Source organism: Bradyrhizobium sp. CCGUVB1N3 (assembly GCF_024199925.1).
Classification (GTDB): Bacteria; Pseudomonadota; Alphaproteobacteria; order Rhizobiales; family Xanthobacteraceae; genus Bradyrhizobium.
On sequence record NZ_JANADR010000001.1, the window covers coordinates 5,435,188 to 5,459,874 of the forward strand.

The window sequence follows — 24,687 nt, forward strand, 5'->3', positions numbered from 1 at the left end:
AGTTCTCACATTCTCCAACCCGCCAAAGTAAGCGTGAGGCAAACATGACTGACATCACCGATCTTCGCGAGCTGAAAGCACGCATTGTCGTGTTCGGGGTCGGCGGTGCCGGCGGCAATGCCGTCAACAACATGATCGCGGCCGGGTTACAAGGCGTCGACTTCATCGTCGCCAATACCGACGCGCAGGCGCTCACCATGTCGAAGGCCAAGCGCGTCATCCAGATGGGCACTCAGGTGACCAAAGGCCTTGGTGCCGGCTCGCAGCCCGACGTCGGGCGCGCCGCAGCTGAAGAGGTGATCGACGCGATCCGCGATCATTTGACCGGCGCACACATGGTGTTTGTTACGGCCGGCATGGGCGGCGGCACCGGCACCGGCGCAGCGCCTGTCATAGCCAAGGCCGCGCGCGAGCTCGGCATTCTCACCATTGGCGTGGTCACCAAGCCATTCCACTTCGAGGGTCAGCGCCGCATGCGCCTTGCCGAGGCAGGCATCGCGGATCTGCTGAAGGCGGTGGACACCCTGCTGATCATCCCAAACCAGAACTTGTTCCGGGTGGCCAACGAGAAGACCACATTCGCCGCTGCTTTCGCCCTCGCCGATCAAGTGCTCTATTCGGGAGTGGCCTGCATCAGCGACCTCATCGTCAAGGAAGGTCTGATCAATCTCGATTTCGCCGACGTTCTCTCCATCATGCACGAGAAGGGCAAAGCCATGATGGGCAGGGGCGAGGCCTCGGGCGCAAAGCGCGTGCTCAACGCCGCTGTCGCCGCGATCTCCAATCCATTGATCGAGGACCCGTCGATCAAGCGAGCCAGCGGCCTCATCATCTCCATCACCGGCGGCAAGGACCTGACACTTTTCGAGGTCGACGAAGCAGCAAGCCGCATTCGCGAGGAGGCCGACCAGGACGCCAACATCATCGTCGGCGCCACTTTCGATGAGCGCCTGGATGGCATCGTCCGCGTCTCGGTGGTGGCGACCGGCATCGATAATCTCGGGCCGGCACGCCAGGTACAACAAGCCCAAGAGGTGCAACCAGCGCAGAGCTCAATCGCGGAACTCGCCGGCAGGCTGGGCAACGACGGCCGTCGCGTCGTCGACCGGATTGAGCGTAGCGCACCGATGCCGCCGCCATTGGCGAGCCCGCCGCCCCCGCCGACGGCCCGCCGCCCCGAGGGAAGTCCCGCAAAGCCGACTTCGGAATATGCGCGCCATGCGGCTCCGCAGGGCCTCGATCCGTACGGCCGCTCCCCTACAGCACGCAATTGGATCGAGGAAGACGTCCTCGATATCCCGGCCTTCCTGCGCCGCAAGGCCAACTCCTGATATGTTCGGGCGGTCTAACCGCCTCGTCTCACACTATCGAGAAACTGCTCGCGTTCGCCAGGCGCGTACCCCTGGGAAGCTCCCGAATTCGGTTCATTGTAATCACCGTACGGTGTCGGCCGGTAGTGGATCGGCGGCCCGGATGGCGCGTAGGCAAAACCCGACGCGGGGTCTGAGGCGATCGCGCCCTGATTGGAACGAACAACAGCGTGCCCTCGGTGCGCGTGATGCACCGTAGCCGCGTTCGCAGAGCCACACAGGGTGATCAACAGGCTCAAGGCCAAAATAGAACGCATCGCTTTTTCTCCAATCGGCCACCGCGCCTTCTCAGGTAAGGCTCAGGTCGCGCCGTCCCAACAAGCAGCGGCTTCACGATTAGTCACATCGCTGGCATCACAGGCGCCGGGTCGCTAATTCATCATGGCGAGGTCATCCCACGACGACCAGGTCCGGCGCCTCGTCGAAGTCCGGACACGGGGGCATGGCCGACCAGATTTGCTCACACTGAGTTCTTCGCATTTTGACCCAAAGGCGACATTTCCAGCGGGTCTCACGCCCCGCATCTTAAAATCTGTTACAATGACCAGTCTTGAGCGCCGGGAGGCGACGATGAGACGGCGCGATTTTATCAGTCTTGTAGGCGGTGCCGTAGCATTGCCGTTGGCGGTACGGGCGGAGTCTATAAAGAACAAATATCGGATCGCTTTTCTCACGGCCGGCTTGAAAAGGGATTATCCTCCCGTAACGGAGTTCTTCGATGAGTTATCGCGAGCAGGCTACGTTGAGGGGCAAAATATTGTTGTCGAGTTCTTGTCAACCGAGGGGAGAAGTGAACGGCGCTCAGAAATTGCGCGCGATGCCGTTCGCGGAAATCCAGACGCAATATTTGTAATTACGGGACCTCTCACGCAACACGTGAGAGACGTTACTGCTACAATCCCTATCGCTTGCGCTACCTCCGACCCTGTTGCTCTTGGACTTACGACGAGCTTAGCCCGACCAAGTGGTAACGTGACGGGCGTGGTCGTTGACGCAGGGATCGAAGGCTGGGGCAAGAAATTGCAGCTCTTGAGGGAGGTAGCTCCTAGAGCGAGGAGAATAGGCTTTCTCGCTCGCCAAGCTGTTTGGGAGGGAACTGAAACGCCTGCGGTCGTGCGTGCTGTCCGTGCTGCGGCCGAGACCAATGGGGTGGATCTGGTCGGGGTGCCGGTTGCCAGTCCGATGCAGGAAGTGGAGTACCGACATGCATTCGAAACTATCACCATGGAAAAAGTTGACGCGTTGGTAGTTCAAGATTCTGAGGAGAACCTGGCGCATAGGCGGCTCATTGTAGACCTCGTTGCCAAGGCCAAAATTCCGACTGTTTATCCTTTTCGTGCTTATGCGCAACTCGGCGGCTTGATTACGTATGCTGTCGATGAAGTTGAACTTTTGCGGTATGCCGCGACCCAAATCGTTCAGATAATAAAGGGAAAGCGAGTTCAGGACATCCCTTGGTATCAAGCTCGGTCATTTCAACTGATCCTGAACACAAAGGCTGCATCTGCAATTGGTATCGAGCTTCCCCCAACGCTCCTCGCTCGGGCCGACGAGGTGATCGAATAGGATGAGCGCGGATGTCGGCTCTTGGCCCTTCGGGTCAGTCGGTCGTGCGCCTATTCACGTCCGAAGCTGCGGGTAGATCGGACCTTGCCGAAACCCAGTTACATCGACGCGATTGACCCGGAGCTGACCCCGCGCGGGCGCAATGGTGCGCCAGCGCGGTACAAGTTTAGCTCGCCTTTTTCTCTGCCGGAGGCTTCCACGAGCCGTTCAAGATCGAAGGCCCCCTATCCTTGGGCCAGCGCATCAGCGCCACAGGGCGAGCAGTGCCTGGTTCGCGAACAGCGCGCCGGTGGTGTTGATCTAGATCAAACAATGTCCGGTTGCTTTTTATCCAGCCCAACCGAAAATGATACCAAGACATCGGCAAGACAGGCGCAAGCATCATGTTGGCGAAACGCGATCTTCTCCGTTCGTCCGCCCTGGCGGCACTGGCAGTTGCAGCGGGGCCGATCGCCGCGCTGGCGGAGACCTACGACCAAACGCAAAAGCACGCATCAGTACAGGAGGATTCGACATGCATCGGGGTATTCTGACGCTGACTCTATCGCTCTGCATTGGCGCTCTAACAGCGCCCGGAGCGCTCGCACAAAGCGCCGCGCCGGCAATCACGGAGCAGGAGGCTCACGCAATCGCGGTCGACGCCTATGTCTATTTCTACCCGCTGCTGTCAATGGACGTGACGCGGAGGCAATTCACCAACATCGCGCCCGGCAAGGAAATGGCGAAGGGTCCGATGAACATGTTCAGCAACGTCCCTGAATATCCACCCGCGGATTTCAAGGGTGTCGTTCGATCGAATTTTGACACTTTGTATTCCAGCGCATGGCTGGACATGACCAAGGAGCCGGTTGTCATCACGGTACCCGATACAAACGGGCGCTACTATCTGCTGCCGATGCTCGACATGTGGACCGACGTGTTTGCGTCGCCGGGCTGGCGGACGACGGGCACCAAGGCCGGGACGTTCCTGATAACGCCGCCGGGCTGGCGGCCCGATCTGCGCGAGAGGTTCGCCGAAGAATTCAAGCTTCCAGCGGACACCCAGCGTATCGACGCGCCGACGCCTTACGTCTGGATCATCGGCCGCACCAAGACCGATGGTCCGTCCGACTATGATGCCGTCCATAAGATCCAGGCCGGCTACAAGGTCGCGCTGCTTTCCGAGTACGGCAAAACGCCAAAGCCAGTCGAATTCAAGCCGGACCCGAACGTCGACATGAAGACACCGCCAAAGGTACAAGTCGACACCATGTCGGCCGGCGTGTATTTCGCCCATGCTGCGGAGCTGCTCAAGCTTCACCCCCCGCACGTCACCGACGAGCCGGTCATCGCCCAGATGAAGAAGGTCGGCATCGAACCGGGCAAGAGTTTTGACATCGGCAAACTCGATCCGGTGTTGCAACGCGCGCTGGAGACCGCACCGCAGGATGGCCAGAAACTGATGGCCTGGAAGGTGCCAACGCTGGCGCGCGTCGCCAATGGCTGGTCGATGAACACCGACACCATGGGCGTCTATGGCAACTACTACTTGAAGCGGGCGATCGTCTCGCAAGTGGGGCTCGGCGCCAATCTGCCCGAGGACGCCATCTATCCCTTCAACCTTGGCGACGAATCCGGCAAGCCGCTTGATGGCGCGAACAAGTACACCATCACTTTCGAAAATGGCGCGGCCCCACCGACCAACGCCTTCTGGTCGATCACCCTTTACGATCCGGAAGGCTTCCAGGTAGGCAACGTGCTGAATCGTTTTGCCGTCAGCAGCTGGATGCCGTTCAAATACAACAGTGACGGATCGCTCGACCTGTACTTCCAGAACGAGTCGCCGGGCAAGGACAAAGAAGCCAACTGGCTTCCAGCCCCAAAGGGAGCCTTCAACTTGACCATGCGTCTCTACAGCCCGAAATCGGACGCGCTGGTCGGAAAATGGAATCCGCCGTCGGTCGTGAAGACGCCGACAACGGTCGGTCTGTCGCCCCAATAACGCCGCGATGCCGGCGCCTCGGCGCCGGCATCCCTACTTGCCAGATCGTGGGGCCGGTTCTGGCCCTGGTGCGCGTGGATATTCCCTGAAATCGCAATGATCGGGTTTCTCCTTGGTTTCGCCTTTGATTGCGCCAGCGTGCTGTGGACTTCCAGTGTTGGCACGAATGTCAGCTTCTGGCCCCTTCGAGTCGCCGCTATCAGAGGCGCGGCGAACCTCAGCGCACCCAGATCTGCCGCGCGGGTACTATGAGTACGCGCCCTTGCCTGCCGTCTTCATCCGGTAGTGGCTGACGCCCCATTCGGTGCCGTCGGCGTGACCGAACAGGCCAGCGGTGGCAAGAAAGAACCAGCGCCAGCGCCGCATCCACAGCGCGGTGTCATTGCCATAGACCTGGCGCAAGGTCGCTTCGATGGCTTCGCGATTGCGGTCGAAATTAACGAGCCAGTCGTTCGCGGTGCGCTGATAATGCGTGCCGCTCCAGCACCATTCCTTCTCGACCTCGAACAGGTCGGCATATTGCCTGACGAGATGATGGCTCGGCATCACGCCGCTGGTGAAGAACTGCTGCGCGATCCAATCGTCGCGATTGGCGCGCTCGAACAGATAAGAGCCGGAGCGATGGGTGAAGACGTGCATGAAGAAGCGTCCGTCGACATCGAGCCAGGAGCGGACGTTCGTCAGCAGCTTGTGCCAGTTCATCATGTGCTCGAACATTTCCACCGAGACGATGCGGTCGAACCGGCGGTCGGGTGCGAACACGTTCATATCAGACGTGACGACGCGGAGATTCTTGAGGCCGCGCAGCCGCGCCTCCTCCTCGATATGGTCGCGCTGCGAATGCGAGTTCGAGACCGCTGTCACCTCGGCATGCGGGAACTGCCGCGCCATCCACAGCGATAGCGAACCCCAGCCGCAGCCGAGCTCGAGGATCGACTGGCCATCGGCGAGGTCGGCATGGGCGACGGTCTGGCGCAAGGCTTCCTCTTCCGCCTCCTGCAACGTGGTCGCAGCCGTCCTGTAGAAGCAGGACGAATATTTGCGGCTGGGGCCGAGCACAGCCGCGAAGAAAGCGGACGGCACCTCGTAGTGCTGGGTGTTGGCGGCGTCAGTGTGCTCGGCGATCGGCCGCAGCATCATCCGACCGGCGAACACCGTGTCATCCGCCGCGGTGCGGCCGGCAAGTCGCGTCGCGGTGCGCGAGCACAGCCGCTGGATCGCGGCGCGGACAACGACGTCGGGCAGCGGCACGCGCTCGGCGGTGCCGATGATGGCGGAGACGAAGCTCATGCGGTCGCTCTCCGGACAATCGCTTTGGGCGGCAATGGAAAGAAGGCGCTGGTTCGCGCCTGGTAGGCGCGGTAGCGCTCGCCGCGCGAGCGCAGCATCTGTTCCTCCAGCGGTGGGATGCCGGTGACGTGGACCAGGATCCAGTACGTGAAGACCGGCGCGAGCAGGCTGGCCCAGCCCCATGCGTAGCCGGTCGCAAGGCCGATCACGGGATAAGCGAGCCAGCCCAGCCATTCGAAGAAGTAGTTGGGATGCCGCGACCAGCGCCACAGGCCGACATCGCAGACCTGGCCCGCGTTCGCCGGATCCTGCCTGAACCGCCGCAACTGCGCGTCCGCCAGCGCTTCGCCGAGGATGCCGGTCAGCAGGATCGCCGCGCCCAGAAAGTCCTGGATACGCAAAGCTGGCACAGGAACATGCGCGGCGACGAAGATCGCGAACACCAGCGGCACGGTGCCCAGCGCCTGGTTCTGGAGGAAGACGAACATCCGCCGCGGTGCGTTGCGACCCCACTCCTTCGCAAACGCGGCATAGCGGGGATCGTCGGAAATGCCTTTGGTGCGGATCGCGATATGCGTCCCCAGCCGGCCTGACCACAGCGCCACCAGGCTCGCGACCAGCCATTGCCGTGCATTGGGCGCATGGCCGAAAGCCGGCCAGAGCGCACTGGAGGCGCCAACCAGCCCGACCGAAAACGTCCAGATGGTGTCGACCCAGCCGGAATTGCCGGTCCGCTCCCACACCACCCAGGCAAGCGCCATCAGAAGCGCAAGCAACAGCGCGATGACGGCAAGCGCCCCGAGATAGGTCGTCATGCAAAAAATCCGACTTGAGCCTGTGAAACGCCGAAGTTCTGCAAAATACGGTAAGCTTCAAAGTCCGGTTTCAGGTTTGAGTTCCCCACACCGCCCCGAAATCGACCCCTGCCAGCTTTTTTTGCGCTCGCGCTGTGCCATAGTGCGGGCCGCAATTTGAGGTTTCGCAACGGATGAAATCGGCCATGCCGTCTGGCACTTCGCCCCGCCCCCCCATGGAAATCGACTACATCAAACTGTCCTCCCCCAGCGTGTTCCTGGTGCGGATGCTGGTGTTTCTGGTGCTCTGCGCGCTGGTCGCCGTCGTGCTCTACAAGCAGATCATCACCGCCTTCTTCGCCAATCCCGGGCTGAACGCCCTGATCGGCGGCGTGCTGTTCATCGGCATCATCCTGGCCTTCCGCCAGGTGATCCGGCTCTATCCCGAGGTCTCCTGGGTCAACAATTTCCGCATCGCAGATCCCGGCCTTGCACCATCGCGGCATCCGAGACTGCTGGCGCCGATGGCGGCGATCCTCGGCGGCGAGCGGTCCGGACGGATGAGCATCACCCAGACGACTATGCGGCACCTGCTCGATTCGATCGCGACGCGCCTGGACGAGGCCCGCGACATCTCGCGCTACATGACCGGATTGCTCGTCTTCCTCGGCCTGCTCGGCACCTTCTGGGGCCTGATCGAAACCGTGGGCTCGGTCGGCAAGGTGATCGACGGGCTGAAGGTCGGCGGCGACGCCGGAGCTTTGTTCGACACCCTGAAGGAAGGCCTCGCCGCCCCGCTCGGCGGCATGGGCATCTCGTTCTCCAGCTCGCTGTTCGGCCTCGCCGGCTCGCTGATCCTCGGCTTCCTGGACCTGCAATCGAGCCAGGCCCAAAACCGCTTCTACACCGACCTCGAAGACTGGCTCGCGACCACGGTGCGCGAATATGGCAGCGGCGAGGTGGCGGCCGTCGCCAGCGGCGGCGGTGTGGCATCCGGCGAGCTCCAGGCCGCGGTGGAGCGGCTCCGCTCGGTGCTCGAGGAAGGCAACGCCAGCCGCGGCACGACCGCTGCGATGGCGAGCCTTGCCGAAGCCATCCAGGCGCTGGTCTCGCATATGCGCACCGAGCAACAGATGATCCGCGAATGGGCCGACGGCCAGGGCGAGCAGAACCGCGAGATCCGCCGCCTGCTCGAGCGCCTCGCGCGCCAGCCGGAGAAGGGTTGAGACGGTATCGTGCCCCGGACGCGACGCAGCATGAAATGATGTGTCGCTGAGCCGGGGCCCAGAGAGTGTAAGAAAGATGGGTCCCGGCGCAGCGCCAAGGCGCTGCACCGCGTTCGGGACACGCAAGTGGAGATCGACAAGATGGCTCTTGCCCGCGCGCGCCGCAGCGAAGGCCCCTTCAATTACTGGCCCGGTTTCGTCGACGCGCTGTCGACGCTGGTGCTGTCGATCGTGTTCCTGCTCTCGGTCTTCCTGGTGGTGCAGTTCTTCCTGTCGCAGGAGGTCACCGGCAAGGACAAGGCGCTGGAGCAGCTCAATGCCAAGATCGCGCAGCTCAACGAGCTGTTGTCGCTGGAAAAGCTCGGCAAGCTCAGCCTCGACGACCAGGTCTCGCAGCTCAAGGCCGGCCTCGCCTCGGCCGAGACCGAGCGCAACCGCCTGAAGGGCCTCTATGAAGGCCTCGCCAACGCCGGCAACGATGCCCAGGGCAAGACGACCGAGCTCAGCAAGGCGCTGGATTCCGAGAAGCAGGTGTCCGCGCGCGCGCTGGCGCAGATCGAGGTCTTGAACCAGCAGATCAGCGCGCTGCGGCGGCAATTGGCGGCGCTCGAGGAAGCGCTCGACGCCTCCGAGAAGCGCGACAAGGAATCGCAGACGCGGATCGCCGATCTGGGTTCTCGCCTTAACGTGGCTTTGGCCCAGCGCGTGCAGGAATTGTCGCGCTACCGCTCGGAATTCTTCGGCCGCCTGCGCGCCATCCTCGGCAACCGTCCCGACATCCGCGTCGTCGGCGACCGCTTCGTGTTCCAGTCCGAAGTGTTCTTCGACACCGGCCAGGCGACGCTGCTGCCCGAGGGCCGCGCCGAGCTCGACACGGTTGCGAACGCACTCAACGAGCTCAACAACAAGATCCCGAGCGAGATCGCCTGGGTCCTGCGCGTCGACGGCCATACCGACGTGCGGCCGGTCAGCGGCGCCAACTTCAAGTCCAACTGGGAATTGTCCTCGGCCCGCGCGATCTCGGTGGTGCAGTACCTGATCTCGCTCGGCGTGCCCGCCGAGCGCCTGGTCGCGGCCGGCTTTGCCGAATTCCAGCCGCTCGATACCGCCAACACCGAGGAAGCCTTCAAACGCAACCGCCGCATCGAGCTGAAGCTGACGGAGCGGTAGTGAGCTTCCACCTCCGCCCCTATCGCGCCGAGGACGAGGTGGCGGCGATCGCGCTGTGGCATCGCACCTGGCAGCAGGCCTATCCGCAGATCGACTTCGCGGCGCGGCTGGACTGGTGGCGCGAGCGCTGGCGCAAGGACCTGGTGCCGAAGGCCTCGATTGTGGTCGCCGAGCGGGATGATGGCGCTCTGATCGGCTTCGTCACCATCGACGGCGAGGGTTACCTCGACCAGCTCGTGGTCGATCCCGGACAATGGGGCTCGGATGCTGCGCGCTTGCTGGTCGACGAAGCCAAGCGCCTCTCGCCCACGGGCGTCACGCTGCTCGTCAACAAGGACAACACCCGCGCCATCCGCTTCTACGAGCGCAACGGCTTTGCCCATGCCGGCGACGACGTGAACCCGACCTCGGGCCGGCCGGTGCTGCGGATGGAATGGAAGCCGTAGCGGCGAAGCGCTAGTCTCTCCCTAACGTCGTCCCGGCGAAGGCCGGGACCCATACCGCGGAATCTATCGATTGCGGATGGTCGTAGTACCGAACGACGAGTCTTCGCCAAACCACGCCCTGTGGTTATGGGTCCCGGCCTTCGCCGGGACGACGTCGAGCTTGGGGCCTCTACTGCGCTTCGAATTGACGGAGCTTGAGGTACTTACGGCCAGTTGCCCGCCACCGCCGCTCTACTTTGCATGGGGTTGTTTTCGAGGTTTTGGTTTGGAGGCCCTCACGCCCCCTCGAACTGCAACCTCGCCAGCCTGGCATAGAGCCCGTTCGCCGCGACCAGCTCGGCATGCGTGCCCTGCTCGACGATCCGGCCCTGGTCCATCACCAGGATGCGGTCGCAGGACAGCACGGTGGCGAGGCGGTGGGCGATGACGATCGTGGTGCGATGGCTCATCAGCTCTTCCAGCGCGGTCTGCACCAGCGTCTCGCTTTCCGCATCCAGCGACGACGTCGCCTCATCGAGCAGCAGCAGCGGCGCATCGCGCAGGATCGCACGCGCAATCGCGATACGCTGGCGCTGGCCGCCGGACAGCGTCACGCCGCGCTCGCCGAGCGGGGCCTCGAAACCCTCGGGCAGGCGGCGGATGAATTCGGCGGCATGCGCCAGCTCGGCGGCGCGCTCGACCTCGGCGTCGGTCGCATCGGGCCGGCCAAAGCGGATGTTCTCGCGGGCGGTAGCGGCGAACACCACCGATTCCTGCGGCACCAGCGCGATGCGTGCGCGCAGCTCGCGCGGATCGGCCGATTTGACCGGCACGCCGTCGAGCGCGATCGCGCCGGAGCTCGGATCGTAGAACCGCAACAGGAGGTGAAACAGCGTGCTCTTGCCGGCGCCGGAGGGACCGACGATCGCGACCTTCTCGCCGGGGCGCACGTTGAGCGAGACGCTGTCGAGCACCTTGACGTCGGGTCGCGCCGGATAGGCGAAGCTCACTCTGTCGAAGCCGACCTCGCCGCGCGCGGGCGACGGCAGCGCACGCGGCATCGCCGGCGCCGTGATCTCCGGCTGCACGTGCAGGATCTCGAACAGGCGCTCGGCGGCGCCGGAGGCGGCCGCAACCTCGCCCCAGACTTCGCTGAGCTGGCCAAGGCCGGCCGCGGCAAACGCCGTATAGAGCACGAACTGGCCGAGACGGCCCGGCGAGATCGAGCCGATCAGGACGTCATGCGAGCCGATCCAGAGGATCGCGACGACGCTCGTGAACACGATGAAGATGATGATGGCGGTCAGCACCGCGCGCGCCTGCGTCGAGGTGCGTGCCGCCTCATAGGCCTGCTCGACCTCGCCGCCAAAACGCTTCGCGGCGAGACGCTCGCTGGTATAGGCCTGCACGGTGCGGATGGCGCCGACCAGCTCGGAGGCATAGGCCGAGGCGTCCGCAAGCGTATCCTGTGCGTTGCGCGACAGACGTCGCACCCAGCGCCCGAAGGCGACCAGCGGCAGCACGATCAGGGGAATGGCGAGCAGCACGAAGCCGGAGAGCCGCGGGCTCGTGATCACCATCATCGCGACCGCGCCCAGAAACATCATCATGTTGCGCAGCGCGATCGATACGGAGGCGCCGACCGCGGATTTGATCTGGGTGGTGTCGGCGGTGAGCCGCGAGACCAGCTCGCCGCTGCGTGCAGAGTCGAAGAAGGTCGGCGAGAGCGAGAGCAGATGGCCGAACACGTCGCGGCGCAAATCGGCGACGATACGCTCGCCGATCGTCATCACGAGGTAGTAGCGCGCCGCGCTTGCCAGCGCGAGCACCGCGACGACGGCGATCATCACCGCAAAATAGCTGTTGATCAGCGCGATGCCTTCCGGCGTGAAGCCGAAATCGATCATCCGCCGCACTGCGACCGGAACCAGCAGCGTGGTCAGCGCGGCAATCGTCAGTGCGACGAAGGCAAGCGCGGCGCGGCCGCGATAGCGACCCACATAGGGCGCCAGCGCCATCAGCGGCCGCAGCTTTGCCGGGCTTTTGGCCGGCTGCTCGATCAGCTCGGCCTCGATCGAGGGGGTGTCCGCGGCGTTCATCTCGCCTCGATCGACGTAGCGGTCATCAAGCCGTTCCACTGCGCTCATGAGATCCGACCCATTGGATTAGTCCGCTCCCAATAGGCTGGTGCAAGGGGAGTGGCAAATCCGGGATGTCCCTTAGGGGCAAGCCCGGCTCGCTCATCCCGCAATGGCTTGTTTTGCGAGGTTTCGTGGGGTATAGAGCCGCCCAAATCCGTCATTCGCTAGCCACTCAATGAGGCGCCGGGGCGCCGAGGAATTGCCATGAAAGCCGAGATTCACCCGAATTATCATACGATTACCGTCGTGATGACCGACGGTACCGAGTACCAGACCCGCTCCACCTGGGGCAAGGAAGGCGACAAGCTCCAGCTCGACATCGACCCGAAGTCGCACCCGGCCTGGACCGGTGGCTCCGCCCAGCTCATGGACCGCGGCGGCCGCGTCTCCCGGTTCCAGAAGAAGTTCTCGGGCTTCCTCAAGAAGGATTGATCCGGCCGATCAGGCCGCGACGAAAAACGCCCCTGGGAAACCAGGGGCGTTTTTGTTTTTGGGGGTGTCGGTGAGCAATCGACCCGTCATCCTGAGGCGCCGGAGCGAAGCGGAGGCCTCGAAAGATGAACGGCCACGGATGCAGCCAGGCCGTCGCCCTTCGAGGGTCGCTACGCGAGCACCTCAGGGTGACGGTTCGACAGCAAATGACCTTCGGGACTTACCCCTCGAACGCGGCCTTGAGCGCGTTGAGCTGAGGCACCAGGGGATTGCCGATCGGCGGCATGCGGTCGGTCGGCGGGGTGTGGATGGTGGTGTCGAGGCGGCGCACGCGCGTTTGCAGGCTCATCGAGCGGGTGATCAGGTCCTGCAATTGCTGCGGCAGCTTCTCGATCGTATCGGTGGGGCCGGGATCGGCCGCGGTCAGCTTGACCTTGGTCTTTTCGCGGTTGGCCTGGATCAGCGTCATCTCGCCTTCCTTCACCGCGCGGTGCAGGAGCAGCCAGGATGCGAGCTGCATCAGGCGGGTGGTGAGGCGCATGCTTTCGGTCGCGTAGGTCAGGCTGACGGCGCGGTCGAGCGCCTTGGCCTCGGTGCGGCCGGCGCCGTCGAGATAGGCGGCGGTCTCCTCGACCAGATCCATGCCTTCGCGGAACAGCGCGCCGAACGCCGCCGAATTGGTGAACCGTTCGCTGAGTTGAACGAGAGCGCCGTCGGCTTGCAAACGTTCCATGGTTAACGCCCCTTACGCAACTGTTTACCATCCGGCTTTGCCGCCGGCTTATGATGAACAAATCATTGCGCGGGCTGGCCGCGAAGTCCAGCAGCAACCGCGTTTATGGTTTCCGCGCCTCATTGCACCAAGGCGGGACACGTAGGCGCAAAAAAAGAGCCGCCGGAGACCGGCGGCTTTGAAAGTTGATAACAGGGAGGCGTCAAACAGAGTGGACAGGAGCCACTCGGTGTCCAAACGAGGACGGTTCCAGTCATAAACGTGAAAGCTTAATCGACCGTAAACGAACGATTTTTTTGAGGGTTCGTTAGCCATGTCGGCCATTGGCCGAGGGGGTTGCGGAACCGCTACCGATCCTCATGGTGAGGAGCGCACATCGCGCGCGTTACCGGACGATGCTGCGCATCGCCGGGTGAACCATGAAGGCCCGGCTTGCGCGGCCATCCTTCGAGACGCGGCCTTCGGCCGCTCCTCAGGATGAGGACTGCAGGTGTTGCTACGACTTGAAAATGCTGTTCGCGGCGTCGCGCGAGGCGCGCTTCTTGGTTGCCGCTTCTTCGAGCCTTGCGATCTCGGATTTCAGCAGCGCGATGCGCTCGGTCAATTCCTCGACCGACAACAGTGAGAGGTCCTGTCCGATCTCGTGGGTGATCTTCTTCCGCGGCCGGTCGTCGTCGTCCATCGCCATCATCGCTCCTCCATCACAACCGAGGCTGAAGCGGTTGCCAGCGCTTACTGTGCTGGCTAATCAATTGCCTCGTTCATCCCGCACCCTTTAGGACCAAGGACAAATCATGGAAAAGCTGCCTGCGCAAATGACCGTGGTCGCCATCTCCAAGCCCGGTGGTCCGGAGGTGCTGGTGCCAGAGCAGCGTGCGCTGCCGCAGCCGGGGCCCGACGAGATCCTGATCAAGGTGATGGCCGCCGGCGTGAACCGACCCGACGTGGCGCAGCGTTCCGGCGCCTACCCGCCGCCGCCCGGCGCCAGCGACCTGCCGGGGCTGGAGGTTGCGGGCGAAGTGGTCGCGGTCGGCAGCAACGCCAGGCGGCACAAGATCGGCGACAAGGTGATGTCGCTCGTCGCCGGTGGGGGTTACGCGCAGTACTGCATCGCCCAGGATGCGCAGGCGATGAGCGTGCCGCCGGCACTGTCGATCAAGGAAGCCGGCGCGCTGCCGGAAACCCTGATGACCGTCTGGCACAATGTGTTCGAGCGCGGCGGCCTGAAGGCCGGCGAGACGCTCTTGATCCATGGCGGCTCTTCCGGCATCGGCACCATGGCGATCCAGCTTGCGAAAGCGTTCGGCGCAAAGGTGATCGTCACCGTCGGCTCGCAGGACAAGATCGATGCCTGCCTCAAGCTCGGTGCGGACCGCGCGATCAACTACCGGAACGAAGACTTCGTCGCCGTGGTCAAGGCGGAGACCGGCAATGCCGGCGCCAATCTGATCCTCGACATGGTCGCTGGCGACTACGTCGACCGCAACTATGATGCCGCCGCGGTCGACGGCCGCATCGTGCAGATCGCGACCCTCAACGGCCCCAAGGTCAACGTCAACATTGCCAAGGTCATGGTGAAGCGGCTGACCCATACCGGCTCGACCTTGCGCCCCCGTAGTAATGCGGACAAGGCGGCGATGGTGGCCGCGATCGAGGCCAAAGTGATGCCTCTTCTGCGCGAAGGCCGCATCAAACCGCTGATGGACAGCACTTTCCCGCTGGAAAAGGCGGCGGAGGCGCACCGGCGGATGGAGACAAGCGCACATATTGGCAAAATTGTGTTGGAGGTCTAGTCCGCACGACCCGCAAGCGAGGTGGAAACCCTTTGATTTTCCTCGCTTTCGTGGCATCTATCGCGAAGCGCCGAACCATCTCGTTGCGTTCGGAAATGCGCTTAGCACTGAAGAGTTTGCGTCGAACGCGGAGAACTGACCTTGCGTCTGATCAGGTGCCTCGCGCCCATTGCGCTGGGCCTCATGATTCTTGTCGCCGCGTCGCCTGCACGCGCGCTTGACGCCGTCAGCGTCCGCAGCGACGCGCCCGCGATCGACCTCACCGCCGTACTCGAGCACCAGCGCAGCGACGCTGACCGCATCCAGGTATCCACTGCGCCCGGCACCGACGGCATCGTCCGCCGCATCGAGGTGCGCGCCCGCGAGGGTGGCCAGAACTGGGTGGTGTTCGCGCTCGCCAACAACACCGACGACCAGCTCGATCGCCTGATCGTAGCGCCGCACTATCGCATCGTCTCGTCCGGCCTCTTGTGGCCCGACCTCGGGCTGTCGCGCATTGCGACCATCACGCCCTCGGTCGGCGACCGGCCCGAACGCCAGGAGAGCGCGACCGCAGACGTCTTCCGCGTCACGCTCGACCCCGGCTCCGTCGTCACCTTCGTCGCGGAGCTGCGCACCGACAAGCTGCCGCAGCTCTATCTGTGGGAGCCCGAAGCCTACAAGGACAAGGTCAACTCGTTCACGCTCTACCAGGGCATCGTGATCGGTATCTCCGGCCTGCTGGCGCTCGTGCTCACCATCCTGTTCGTGGTGAAGGGCAGCATCATGTTCCCGGCGGCCGCCGCGCTCGCCTGGGCGGTGCTGGTCTATATCGGCGTCGATTTCGGCTTCTGGGGCAAGGTGCTCGACATGTCGAACAACGCCGAGCGCATCTGGCGCGCGGCGGGCGAAGCGATTCTGGCCGCGACCCTGCTGGTGTTCCTGTTCGCCTATCTCAACCTCAGCCGCTGGCACGTGCGCTACTCGCACATCACGGTGGGCTGGCTCGCCTTCTTAGGCTCTCTCGTCGCGCTCGCCCTGTTCGATCCGGCCGTCGCCTCCGGCATTGCGCGCATGTCGCTGGTGCTGATCGCCTTCGCCGGCTTTGCGCTGATCGTCTATCTCTCGACCCACGGCTTCGACCGCGCGGTGCTGCTGATCCCGACCTGGTTCCTGCTCGTGATCTGGGTGGTCGCAGCCGGCATGACGGTTGCGGGCTCCGTGACCAACGACATCGTCGGCCCGGCACTGCTCGGCGGCCTCGTGCTGATCGTGATGCTGATCGGCTTCACGGTCATGCAGCACGCCTTCGCCGGCGGCGGCGCCACCACCGGCGTCGTCTCCGACATCGAGCGGCGGGCGCTGGCGCTCGCCGGTTCCGGCGATCTGATCTGGGACTGGGACGTTTCCGCCGACAAGGTGTTCACCAGCCCCGAGACCGAGGCACTGCTTGGCCTGAAACGCGGCACGCTGGAAGGGCCGGCTGCGACCTGGCTGGAGGTGCTGCATCCGCTCGATCAGGATCGCTTCCGCGCGGCGCTCGACAGCGTGCTCGACCAGCGCCGCGGCCGCCTGGTGCAGGATTTCCGCCTGCGCACGCCGGACGGCCATTTCATGTGGTTCGCGCTGAAGGCACGGCCCGTGGTCGGCTCCGACGGCGAGGTCTCGCGCGTGGTCGGCACGCTCACCGACGTCACCGAGCTGCGCAATGCCGAAGAACGCCTGCTGCACGATTCCGTACATGACAATCTGACCGGCCTGCCCAACCGCAAGCTGTTCATGGACCGCCTCGGTGCCGTCGCGAATTTCGCCAAGACCATGCCGACGCTGCGGCCGACGCTGATGGTGATCGATCTCGACCGCTTCAAGCAGGTCAACGATTCCGTCGGCATCGCGGTCGGCGACTCCATCCTGCTCACGCTCGCCCGCCGCCTCACCCGCATCCTGAAGCCGCAGGACACACTGGCGCGGCTCGCCGGTGACCAGTTCGGCCTGATCCTGCTGTCCGAGCAGGACCCGGCCCGCATCACCGCCTTTGCCGAGACAATCCGCAAGACCATCCGCGCGCCGATCGCCTTCAACGACCGCGAGATCTTCCTCACCGCCTCGATTGGCCTCGCGCTCTCCGATCCGCAGACCCAACTGACGGACGAGATCATCAAGGACGCCGAGCTTGCGATGTATCATTCCAAGCGCATCGGCGGCGATCGCATCGATGTCTACAAGCCGGCGATGCGCGCGCGAAAAACCGACCGCCTGACGCTGGAAAGCGAGCTCCGCCGCGCCATCGAACGGCAGGAATTGACGATCCTCTACCAGCCGATCGTGCGGCTGGAAGATCGCTCGATCGCCGGCTTCGAGGCGCTGTCGCGCTGGGATCATCCAAAACTCGGACGGATGTCGCCGTCGGAATTCATCACGATTGCGGAAGAGACCGGCCTCATCGTCGACCTTGGCCTGTTCGTGCTCGACCAGACCGCAAAGCAGCTCTCGGTCTGGCAGCGCGCGATGCGCTCACGCGAGCCGATCTTCGCATCCGTCAACGTCTCCTCGCGGCAATTGCTCCGCCATGACCTCATCCACGACATCCGCACCGTGCTGTCGCGCTCCTCGGTCGCACGCGGCACGCTGAAGCTGGAATTGACGGAATCCCTGGTGATGGAGAATCCGGAGCACGCAGCGCAGATGCTGACTCGGATCCGCGAGCTCGGCACCGGGCTGTCGCTCGACGATTTCGGCACCGGCCATTCCTCGCTCGCCTATCTCCAGCGCTTCCCGTTCGACACCATCAAGATCGACCAGTCCTTCGTGCGCACCACGAGCCGCGGCACCCGCCCCGTGATCCTGAAATCGATCATCGCGCTGGCGCACGATCTCGGCATGGACGTGGTGGCAGAGGGCGCCGAGACCGACTCGGACGCGGTCGAGCTCTACCAGCTCGGCTGCGAATACGCCCAGGGCTTCGCCTTCGGCGAGCCGATGGACGCCGACGCCGCGATGCGGCTGCTCACCGAAGTGCGGCTGGAAGCGGCGACCTAGTAGCGCCGCTTCTCGCTCGGCATTTTCCTGAACCTCACGCTCTTGCCGTCCGGCATCCGCGTCGCCGTGAAGCCCGCGGCGAGGCAGGCTTCGCGCTGCGGCATCTGGATGTCGGGGCTGCGCAGGCTGTCCCACCAGGACGCGCGCTGCGCCGCACGCGGCAGGGCCGCGCCGATGATCTCCTCGATCTGGTCAAAGCTCAGCACGAGCTCCATCTGCTTCTGCCGCTTCAGGTAATCGCGCAACGCGTCGTAGTCGTTCACCGTCGTCCTCGATCGTTCATCGGGGCCCGCCCTTGCCGAAAAACGTTAGCCCTGGAAACCGTTTCTTAACTGATTGCGACGCCGGCGTCCCAGCTTAAAGACTACTCAAGATTTCAGGTGCATCCACTAGTGTCGGGAGCAAGTGATGCTGGCTGGATGGCGCGAAGGCACGGCCCGGCGGCCGTGGCGAATTTCGGCGAAGCTGCTGATCATCTCGTCGATCGTGACGGTGATCGGCTTTTCCGCCATTTGCGTCAACGTGATGCTGGACATGCGCCGCGGCGAGGAGGCGCTCGCCCGCCAGACCCTGGAAAACCTGGCCACGACCATCGAGGCCGACATCAGCCGCAACATCGAGATCTATGATCTGTCCCTAAAAGCGGTGGCCAGCAACATGCTGCTGCCCGAGATCGGGACGGTCAGCAAATCGATCCGGCAACTGATCCTGTTCGACCACGCCACGACCGCCAAGCATTTCGGCGCCATTCAGGTGTTCGACGCCGACGGCAAGCTGACCATCGACGCATCCACGCTCGACCCGGTCGCGGAGAGCCGCGCCGACGAGGAGTATTTCAGGGTTCATCGCGACAATCCCAATGCGGGGCTGTTCATCAGCCGTCCGATGCTGTTTCGCGGCGCCTATGCCATCGTGCTGAGCCGGCGGGTCAACGATCAGGACGGCGGTTTCATGGGCGTCGTTGCCGGCTCGATCCGCTTCAGCTATTTCCACGAGCTGTTCGAGCGGCTGAACCTCGATCCGCAGGACACCATCACCGTGCTCAAACGCGACCGCACCATCATGATGCGGCGGCCGTTCGATCTCGACGTGATCGGCAAGAATCTGAGCGACCGGCAGAACTGGAAGCCGGACAATCTGAGGGAAGGTGGCACCTATGCGGGACAGGGCCCCGTGGATGCGACGCTGCGCCTCTATGTCCGCAGTGGCAGTACCATCACCCCCCTGTTCGTCGTCGCGGGCAAGCCGCTGAGCGCTGTGTTCGAGCTTTGGCAGAAGGAAGCCTTGCGCATCGGCGCCGTGGTGCTGGTGCTCGCGTTGTTCGTGCTGGGCTCGACGGCGGTGCTGGCGCGCGAGATCGGTCGCCGCGCCACGGCCGAGAACAAGCTCGAGGAGATGGCGACGACTGACGCGCTCACCGGCCTGCGTAACCGCCGCAAGTTCGATTCCGTGATCGACGTCGAATGGCGGCGCGCAATGCGCCAGAAGACGCCGGTCGCGCTTCTGATGATCGATGCCGATCACTTCAAGGCCTACAACGACACGTTCGGTCACCAGGCCGGCGACCAGGTGCTGGTCGGCATCGCCATCTGCATCTCCGATTCCGTGCGCCGCGCCGGCGACTGCCCCGCGCGCTATGGCGGCGAGGAATTTGCCGTGTTGCTGCCGGGCACTTCGGAGGCCGATGCGTTCAAGATCGCCGAGACAATCCGCTGCAAGGTGCAGGGCTGGTCCGACGACCAGGCGAGCACGACGGTCTCCTGCGGCATCGCAAGCCTCGTCCCCACGGCCGGCATGGACTGGTCCATCCTGGTGACCGCCGCCGACAAGGCGCTCTACGCCGCCAAGGCCGGCGGCCGCAACCAGTCCGTGGTCGCGAACATTCCAAAGCTGTCGCTGGTGGCGTGATTGATCCGTTGAGGTGTCATTCCGGGATGGTGCGTCAGCACCAGACCCGGAATCTCGAGATTCCGGGTTCGGTCCTGCGGACCGCCCCGGAATGACAAGAGAGGGCGCGAGCGCCTTCGCCCTTACGTCTCCAGATACTTCTTCATCTCAGCGAGCAGGCCGTCGCGCAGCTCGGGGCGCTTCAGGCCGTAGGCGATGTTGGCGCGCAGGAAGCCGGCCTTGGAGCCGCAATCATGGCGCTCGCCTTCGAACTCGACACCGTAGAATTTCTGCGACTTGGCGAGCCCGATCATGGCGTCGGTGAGCTGGATCTCGCCGCCGGCGCCGCGTTCCTGCGTCTCCAGGATCTTGAAGATCTCGGGCTGCAGAATGTAGCGGCCGGTGATCGACAGGTTGGAGGGCGCAGTACCCTTCGGCGGCTTCTCCACCATGCCATCAACCTCGAAGATCTTGCCGGTGCGTTTTCCGACGCCGCAGATGCCGTATTGATGCGTGAGATGGTCCGGCACGGCCTCGACCGCGAGCACGTTCGTCTTCTCGCCAAGCTGGCTTGCGGCCTCGATCATCTGCTTCAGGCAGCCCGGCGTGTTGAGCACGAGCTCGTCGGGCAGCACGACGGCAAACGGCTCGTCGCCGACGATGTCGCGCGCGCACCAGACCGCGTGTCCGAGGCCAAGCGGCGCCTGCTGGCGGGTAAAGCTGACCGCGCCGGCCTCCGGCTGGTTCTGCGCCAGAACCTCCTGCTCGGTCTTCTTGCCGCGCGCGGCCAGCGTGGCGTCAAGCTCGAACATGCGGTCGAAATGGTCCTCGATGACGGCCTTGTTACGCCCGGTGACGAAGACGAAATGCTCGATCCCGGCCTCCCTGGCCTCGTCATAGACGTACTGGATCAGCGGCTTGTCGACGATGGTGAGCATTTCCTTGGGCATCGCCTTGGTGGCGGGCAGCACGCGGGTGCCGAGGCCGGCGACGGGGAAGACGGCTTTGCGGATTTTCATGGGATTGATCGAATACCTTGCGACGTGCGGGCGTGGAGCAATGACATCTTGCTAGCCGGTTTGCAGCCGGTAACAAAGGCGGATGTTGGGCCCCCTGCCCCGGGACTTGAGGAAAAGGCCCCCTACAAAATTTCACCTTTGTTAAGATATTGGCAACCGTAACAAGGGCCTCCTGCAGCCGGATTTTGGCCGCACAGGTGGGACATGACGCGATCGATGGCAGGACTTGCAGGAATGACCGGCGCAACCCTGGTTGCGGCCGCCCTCCTGTTCCCGCTTCAAGCGCACGCGCAGGGATCAAACGGCCTGTCCAACCTGTTCGGCGGCATCTTCTCCGGCTCTAACCCATCGCCCGCACAACCCGCGCCGGCCCAGGGCGGCGCGCAGGCGGGAAGTCAACCTTGGAGCGGCGAGGACGGCGCCTCCGGCCATCCCCTGATGACCGCAGCCGCGATCCGGGAGGCCGCCGCCAATTTTGACAATTGCGTTGCATCGATGTGGCCCGATGCCGCACGTCGCAACATCACCCAGGAAAACTTTCAGCGCTTCACCGCAGGGCTCGCGCCAGACCTGCGCATCATGGACCTCCTGGACTCGCAGCCGGAGTTCACCAAGTCGATCTGGGACTATCTCGACATCCTCGTGAACGACAACCGCCTCGCCAAGGGCAAGGAGATCCTCGTCAGGTACAAGGCGCAGTTCGACGCCACCGAGAAAGCCTACGGCGTCGACCGCTATATCATTGCCGCGATCTGGGGCATCGAATCCAACTACTCGACCCAGATGGGCGACCGCAGCGTACTGCAATCCACCGCGACGCTGGCCTGCATCGGCCGCCGCCAGGCCTATTTCAAGGATGAATTCCTCTCCGCGCTGGAAATACTCAACCGTGGCGATCTGAACCCAGAGCAGATGCGCGGCTCCTGGGCCGGCGCGTTCGGCCCGACGCAATTCATGCCGACCGCGTTCAAGCGCTTTGCAGTGGACGCCGATGGCGACGGAAGGCGCGACGTGGTCGACAATCCGGCCGACCTGATCGCCTCCACCGCCAACAATCTCAAGAAGGACGGCTGGGAGAGCGGCGCGAGCTGGGGCTACGAGGTCGTGGTGCCGCAGGGCTTCAACTACATGCTGGCGGACCGGGCCAAGGCGATGACGATCGCGCAGTGGGAGAAGCTCGGAATCACCCGCGCCACCCGCCAGCCCTTCCCGCATCCGGCCGACAAGGCCTATCTGCTGGCGCCCGCCGGCGCCGCGGGTCCGGGCTTCCTGATGCTGCAGAATTTCCGCGTGATCATGAAGTACAATCCGGCCGAGGCCTACGCGCTGGCGATCGGCCATTTCGCCGACCGGCTGCGGGGCGGCCAGCCCTTCGTGCAGCCCTGGCCGCGGCAGGAGCGCGAACTGTCCCGCGCCGAGCGGCTGGAATTGCAGCAGCTCCTGGCCCAGCGCGGCTTCTACAAGGGCACGCCGGACGGCCAGTTCGGCGGCCAGACCCGCGACGCCCTGCGCAACTTCCAGGCCTCGATCGGGGCTCCCGCGGACGGATTTGCCTCCTCCGACATGCTGGAGCGGCTGCGCGGGCGGTAAATCCGTCCCAAAAGTAACCCTGAGCACGAAATCCGGCCTCCGCCCTTGACGAGGGCGGCAGTTCCCCGGTGTATGGCGCAATCAAATCTGCCCGTTTGCGGCCCGATTCCGTTATTATATCGCACCAATTCCGAAACCGTGGCGCGCGCCTCAGAACCGCATGTCGAAGCCGAAATCATTTTTCAAGGCGTTGACCGAGACCGGCCCGTTGATCGCGCTGGGGACGGCGCTTGCGATCATGGTGTCGGTTGCCGGCCCTGCGTCAGCACAGTTCTTCAACTTCCCCGGCTTCGGCGGACCGTCGCGGCCCGCGGCGCCGCGCAGTGGCGGCGGCTGGTTCGGCGGCGACTTCTTCGCCCCCTTCCAGCAACAACAGCCGCAGGCACCGCGCCAGGATTTTTCACGCGCGCCCGCGCCTGCCAAGCGCGACACGATCCCTGAACGCAACGTACTGGTGATCGGCGACTCCATGGCCGACTGGCTCGCCTATGGCCTCGAGGACGCCTACACCGAGCAGCCCGACATGGGCGTGATCCGCAAGCACAAGACCACGTCCGGGCTGATCAAGTACCAGCCGAAGGGTGAGCCCTCGGACTGGGCCGCTGCGGCCAAAGGCATTCTCGACACCGAGAAGCCCGACGTCATCGTCGTCATGCTCGGCCTGAACGACCGCCTGGCGATCCGCGAGCCTGCGGCGGACAAATCCGACAAGCCTGCGGACAAGAAGAACGACAAGGGCGCGCGCGCCAAGCCGCAAGGCAAGCCGGGCGACGCCAAAACCGACTCCAAGCCCGGCACGGATGCCGCCGCAAAGCCTGACGACAAGCCGGCGGACAGCGACCTGCCGCAGGACGACGCCGACAATGCCGATGCGCCGCAGACCGCGGCGCCGGAAAAGACCGCGCGCTCGCCGAACGGGCTCTATGAATTCCGCGACGACCGCTGGGTCGAACTCTATGGCAAGAAGATCGAGGAGCTGATCGGCGTACTCAAGGCCAAGGGCGTGCCGGTGCTCTGGGTCGGCCTGCCCGCAATCCGCGGTCCGAAGGGTACGGCGGACATGTTGTTCCTGGACTCGCTCTATCGCGAAGGCGCGGCCAAGGCCGGCATCACCTATGTCGATGTCTGGGACGGCTTCGTCGACGAAGCAGGCCGCTTCCTGCAGAAGGGCCCCGACTTCGAAGGCCAGATCCGCCAGCTCCGTACCTCTGATGGCGTCTATTTCACCAAGGCCGGCGCACGCAAGCTCGCCCATTATGTCGAACGCGAGATTACGCGTCTGCTGGCGGGGCGCTCAGGCCCGATCGCATTGCCGAGCGAGCCGGCAACGCCCGACACCAGCGCCGAGCCCGGCAAGCCCGCGCCGCGGCCGCTGGCGGGACCGATCGTGCCGCTGGTTGCGGCCTCGATCTCCACCGACCAGTTGCTGGGCGGACCGGGATCGCGTCCGGCCGCGGTCGATGCACTCGCGGCCAAGACGCTGGTGAAGGGCGAGCCGCTGACACCACCGGCAGGCCGCGCCGACGACTATGCCTGGCCACGGCGCGAGGTCGGACGCGAGCAGGCCAAGGGCGATACGCCGGTCGCGGCGACGACGCCTGAAGGCGGCGCCAATCCAAATGCGGGGACGACGCCGAGTGCTGCCGCCGCCATCGCACCGCCAAAGCTCGCGCCGAAGAAGCCGCCGGTGCAGCAACCGGCCCAGGCAACGCCGTCGCTGCGCGATTTCTTCAGCTTCGGCTCGCCATCGCCGCCGCGTCAACTGGCGCCGCAGCCGCCGCGCAATCCCACTCCGGCGATCCCGCGTCCGCCGGGCAATGTTGGGCGATCGGCGGAATTCACCAATCCGCCGCGATAGTCGTCTCGTATAGGCTAGCCGTAGTAGCGCCAGCGCGGCGGCGGGCGGCGGGCTGGCCGCGACATCAACAGCGCGAGCGCAAAGCCGATGCTGCCGGCGACCAGCAGCGCACTGAGCGGGTTGTCCCGCACTCTCTTTGCAAGAGCCTGCGTCCCGTCGCGGAATGTATCCTGCCCAGCTTCATAGGCGTCCTTCGCATAACCGGCAGCGCTATCCGAAGCATCGCGCGCGGCATCCTTTGCCTGGCCGTACAGGTTCTGCACGGCGCCGGCCGCTTCGCGCGCCTTGGCCGAAGCTTGCGTCTTCGCGTCTCCCGTCATCTCGCCGACCGCACCTTCGACGCGTCCGGCAAACTCCTTGGCTGATCCGGCAATCCGATCGTTGTCCATGTTGG

At 64.2% G+C, this 24,687-nt stretch carries 20 protein-coding genes; 12 read left to right on the forward strand and 8 right to left on the reverse strand.

All coding sequences use genetic code 11. From position 1 onward, the window contains the following. Positions 1 to 44 precede the first annotated feature (44 nt). From ftsZ to NLM33_RS25940, 3 genes are all read left to right on the forward strand, one after another. Positions 45 to 1,331, forward strand: a complete 1,287-nt coding sequence (gene ftsZ, locus NLM33_RS25930; protein ID WP_254100065.1) for a cell division protein FtsZ — start codon at positions 45 to 47, stop codon at positions 1,329 to 1,331. A gap of 609 nt (positions 1,332 to 1,940) precedes the next feature. After that, entirely contained in the window at positions 1,941 to 2,936 is a 996-nt protein-coding gene (locus tag NLM33_RS25935; protein WP_254100067.1) for an ABC transporter substrate-binding protein, read from the forward strand. A 514-nt stretch (positions 2,937 to 3,450) separates the two neighbouring features. Continuing rightward, positions 3,451 to 4,917 carry a DUF1254 domain-containing protein gene (locus NLM33_RS25940; protein WP_254100069.1) on the forward strand — a complete coding sequence of 489 codons (1,467 nt, stop codon included), beginning with the start codon at positions 3,451 to 3,453 and terminating at the stop codon, positions 4,915 to 4,917. Positions 4,918 to 5,163: 246 nt separating this feature from the next. On the opposite strand, the gene NLM33_RS25945 is transcribed toward NLM33_RS25940, so the two are convergent. Continuing rightward, positions 5,164 to 6,207 (reverse strand): cyclopropane-fatty-acyl-phospholipid synthase family protein, encoded by a 1,044-nt coding sequence (locus tag NLM33_RS25945; protein WP_254100071.1) that lies wholly within the window; start codon positions 6,205 to 6,207, stop codon positions 5,164 to 5,166. Next, the gene (locus tag NLM33_RS25950; RefSeq protein WP_254100073.1) at positions 6,204 to 7,022 is read right to left on the reverse strand and encodes a DUF1295 domain-containing protein; all 819 of its coding nucleotides are present in this window, start codon (positions 7,020 to 7,022) and stop codon (positions 6,204 to 6,206) included. Before NLM33_RS25950 ends, NLM33_RS25945 begins: the two co-directional genes overlap by 4 nt. A gap of 185 nt (positions 7,023 to 7,207) precedes the next feature. Between NLM33_RS25950 and NLM33_RS25955 the strand changes: the two genes are divergently transcribed. The 3 genes from NLM33_RS25955 (at position 7,208) to NLM33_RS25965 (ending at position 9,843) form a co-directional block, all read left to right on the forward strand. Continuing rightward, positions 7,208 to 8,227 (forward strand): flagellar motor protein MotA, encoded by a 1,020-nt coding sequence (locus NLM33_RS25955; protein WP_254100075.1) that lies wholly within the window; start codon positions 7,208 to 7,210, stop codon positions 8,225 to 8,227. A gap of 141 nt (positions 8,228 to 8,368) precedes the next feature. Continuing rightward, on the forward strand, positions 8,369 to 9,397 hold the full coding sequence (locus NLM33_RS25960) for a peptidoglycan -binding protein (protein WP_254100077.1): 1,029 nt from the start codon (positions 8,369 to 8,371) through the stop codon (positions 9,395 to 9,397). Beyond that, on the forward strand, positions 9,397 to 9,843 hold the full coding sequence (locus tag NLM33_RS25965) for a GNAT family N-acetyltransferase (protein WP_254100079.1): 447 nt from the start codon (positions 9,397 to 9,399) through the stop codon (positions 9,841 to 9,843). Before NLM33_RS25960 ends, NLM33_RS25965 begins: the two co-directional genes overlap by 1 nt. Positions 9,844 to 10,118: 275 nt before the next feature. Here the strand turns inward: NLM33_RS25965 and NLM33_RS25970 are convergent, their stop codons facing one another. Further along, positions 10,119 to 11,969 (reverse strand): ABC transporter ATP-binding protein/permease, encoded by a 1,851-nt coding sequence (locus tag NLM33_RS25970; protein ID WP_254100081.1) that lies wholly within the window; start codon positions 11,967 to 11,969, stop codon positions 10,119 to 10,121. Positions 11,970 to 12,167: 198 nt separating this feature from the next. On the opposite strand from NLM33_RS25970, the gene rpmE reads away from it, so the two are divergent. Then, positions 12,168 to 12,395 (forward strand): 50S ribosomal protein L31, encoded by a 228-nt coding sequence (gene rpmE, locus NLM33_RS25975; RefSeq protein ID WP_254100083.1) that lies wholly within the window; start codon positions 12,168 to 12,170, stop codon positions 12,393 to 12,395. Between the two features lie 220 nt (positions 12,396 to 12,615). On the opposite strand, the gene NLM33_RS25980 is transcribed toward rpmE, so the two are convergent. Both NLM33_RS25980 and NLM33_RS25985 read right to left on the reverse strand, forming a co-directional pair. Next, positions 12,616 to 13,128: a DUF1465 family protein gene (locus tag NLM33_RS25980; protein WP_254100085.1), complete on the reverse strand. Its 513-nt coding sequence runs from the start codon at positions 13,126 to 13,128 to the stop codon at positions 12,616 to 12,618. Between the two features lie 496 nt (positions 13,129 to 13,624). Continuing rightward, complete coding sequence (locus NLM33_RS25985) at positions 13,625 to 13,816, reverse strand: DUF1192 domain-containing protein (protein WP_254100087.1); 192 nt, start codon at positions 13,814 to 13,816, stop codon at positions 13,625 to 13,627. Positions 13,817 to 13,922: 106 nt separating this feature from the next. On the opposite strand from NLM33_RS25985, the gene NLM33_RS25990 reads away from it, so the two are divergent. Together NLM33_RS25990 and NLM33_RS25995 are read left to right on the forward strand one after the other, a co-directional pair. Beyond that, complete coding sequence (locus NLM33_RS25990) at positions 13,923 to 14,921, forward strand: NAD(P)H-quinone oxidoreductase (RefSeq protein WP_254100089.1); 999 nt, start codon at positions 13,923 to 13,925, stop codon at positions 14,919 to 14,921. A gap of 141 nt (positions 14,922 to 15,062) precedes the next feature. Continuing rightward, entirely contained in the window at positions 15,063 to 17,939 is a 2,877-nt protein-coding gene (locus NLM33_RS25995; RefSeq protein WP_254100091.1) for an EAL domain-containing protein, read from the forward strand. Here the strand turns inward: NLM33_RS25995 and NLM33_RS26000 are convergent. Continuing rightward, positions 17,936 to 18,202: a hypothetical protein gene (locus NLM33_RS26000; protein WP_027521811.1), complete on the reverse strand. Its 267-nt coding sequence runs from the start codon at positions 18,200 to 18,202 to the stop codon at positions 17,936 to 17,938. The two genes, NLM33_RS25995 and NLM33_RS26000, sit on opposite strands and share 4 nt — an antisense overlap. Before the next feature lie 145 nt (positions 18,203 to 18,347). On the opposite strand from NLM33_RS26000, the gene NLM33_RS26005 reads away from it, so the two are divergent. Continuing rightward, a complete protein-coding gene (locus NLM33_RS26005) occupies positions 18,348 to 19,847 on the forward strand; it encodes a diguanylate cyclase (RefSeq protein WP_254100093.1) in 1,500 nt (499 codons plus the stop codon). 122 nt (positions 19,848 to 19,969) lie between these two features. On the opposite strand, the gene NLM33_RS26010 is transcribed toward NLM33_RS26005, so the two are convergent. Then, a complete protein-coding gene (locus NLM33_RS26010) occupies positions 19,970 to 20,845 on the reverse strand; it encodes a UTP--glucose-1-phosphate uridylyltransferase (RefSeq protein WP_254100095.1) in 876 nt (291 codons plus the stop codon). Between the two features lie 234 nt (positions 20,846 to 21,079). Between NLM33_RS26010 and NLM33_RS26015 the strand changes: the two genes are divergently transcribed. Further along, positions 21,080 to 22,435: a lytic murein transglycosylase gene (locus NLM33_RS26015; RefSeq protein WP_254100096.1), complete on the forward strand. Its 1,356-nt coding sequence runs from the start codon at positions 21,080 to 21,082 to the stop codon at positions 22,433 to 22,435. A 160-nt stretch (positions 22,436 to 22,595) separates the two neighbouring features. After that, positions 22,596 to 24,293 (forward strand): DUF459 domain-containing protein, encoded by a 1,698-nt coding sequence (locus tag NLM33_RS26020; RefSeq protein WP_254100098.1) that lies wholly within the window; start codon positions 22,596 to 22,598, stop codon positions 24,291 to 24,293. A gap of 14 nt (positions 24,294 to 24,307) precedes the next feature. Here the strand turns inward: NLM33_RS26020 and NLM33_RS26025 are convergent, their stop codons facing one another. Continuing rightward, positions 24,308 to 24,682, reverse strand: a complete 375-nt coding sequence (locus NLM33_RS26025; protein WP_254100100.1) for a CsbD family protein — start codon at positions 24,680 to 24,682, stop codon at positions 24,308 to 24,310. Positions 24,683 to 24,687 lie beyond the last annotated feature (5 nt).

What these genes read in the sequence shown, in the direction of transcription:
- ftsZ (WP_254100065.1), top strand. Translation starts at nt 45, where the DNA reads ATGACTGACATCACCGATCTTCGCGAGCTGAAAGCACGCATTGTCGTG.
- NLM33_RS25935 (WP_254100067.1), top strand. Translation starts at nt 1,941, where the DNA reads ATGAGACGGCGCGATTTTATCAGTCTTGTAGGCGGTGCCGTAGCATTG.
- NLM33_RS25940 (WP_254100069.1), top strand. Translation starts at nt 3,451, where the DNA reads ATGCATCGGGGTATTCTGACGCTGACTCTATCGCTCTGCATTGGCGCT.
- NLM33_RS25945 (WP_254100071.1), bottom strand. Translation starts at nt 6,207, where the DNA reads ATGAGCTTCGTCTCCGCCATCATCGGCACCGCCGAGCGCGTGCCGCTG.
- NLM33_RS25950 (WP_254100073.1), bottom strand. Translation starts at nt 7,022, where the DNA reads ATGACGACCTATCTCGGGGCGCTTGCCGTCATCGCGCTGTTGCTTGCG.
- NLM33_RS25955 (WP_254100075.1), top strand. Translation starts at nt 7,208, where the DNA reads ATGCCGTCTGGCACTTCGCCCCGCCCCCCCATGGAAATCGACTACATC.
- NLM33_RS25960 (WP_254100077.1), top strand. Translation starts at nt 8,369, where the DNA reads ATGGCTCTTGCCCGCGCGCGCCGCAGCGAAGGCCCCTTCAATTACTGG.
- NLM33_RS25970 (WP_254100081.1), bottom strand. Translation starts at nt 11,969, where the DNA reads ATGAGCGCAGTGGAACGGCTTGATGACCGCTACGTCGATCGAGGCGAG.
- rpmE (WP_254100083.1), top strand. Translation starts at nt 12,168, where the DNA reads ATGAAAGCCGAGATTCACCCGAATTATCATACGATTACCGTCGTGATG.
- NLM33_RS25980 (WP_254100085.1), bottom strand. Translation starts at nt 13,128, where the DNA reads ATGGAACGTTTGCAAGCCGACGGCGCTCTCGTTCAACTCAGCGAACGG.
- NLM33_RS25985 (WP_254100087.1), bottom strand. Translation starts at nt 13,816, where the DNA reads ATGGCGATGGACGACGACGACCGGCCGCGGAAGAAGATCACCCACGAG.
- NLM33_RS25990 (WP_254100089.1), top strand. Translation starts at nt 13,923, where the DNA reads ATGGAAAAGCTGCCTGCGCAAATGACCGTGGTCGCCATCTCCAAGCCC.
- NLM33_RS26005 (WP_254100093.1), top strand. Translation starts at nt 18,348, where the DNA reads ATGCTGGCTGGATGGCGCGAAGGCACGGCCCGGCGGCCGTGGCGAATT.
- NLM33_RS26010 (WP_254100095.1), bottom strand. Translation starts at nt 20,845, where the DNA reads ATGAAAATCCGCAAAGCCGTCTTCCCCGTCGCCGGCCTCGGCACCCGC.
- NLM33_RS26015 (WP_254100096.1), top strand. Translation starts at nt 21,080, where the DNA reads ATGACCGGCGCAACCCTGGTTGCGGCCGCCCTCCTGTTCCCGCTTCAA.
- NLM33_RS26020 (WP_254100098.1), top strand. Translation starts at nt 22,596, where the DNA reads ATGTCGAAGCCGAAATCATTTTTCAAGGCGTTGACCGAGACCGGCCCG.
- NLM33_RS26025 (WP_254100100.1), bottom strand. Translation starts at nt 24,682, where the DNA reads ATGGACAACGATCGGATTGCCGGATCAGCCAAGGAGTTTGCCGGACGC.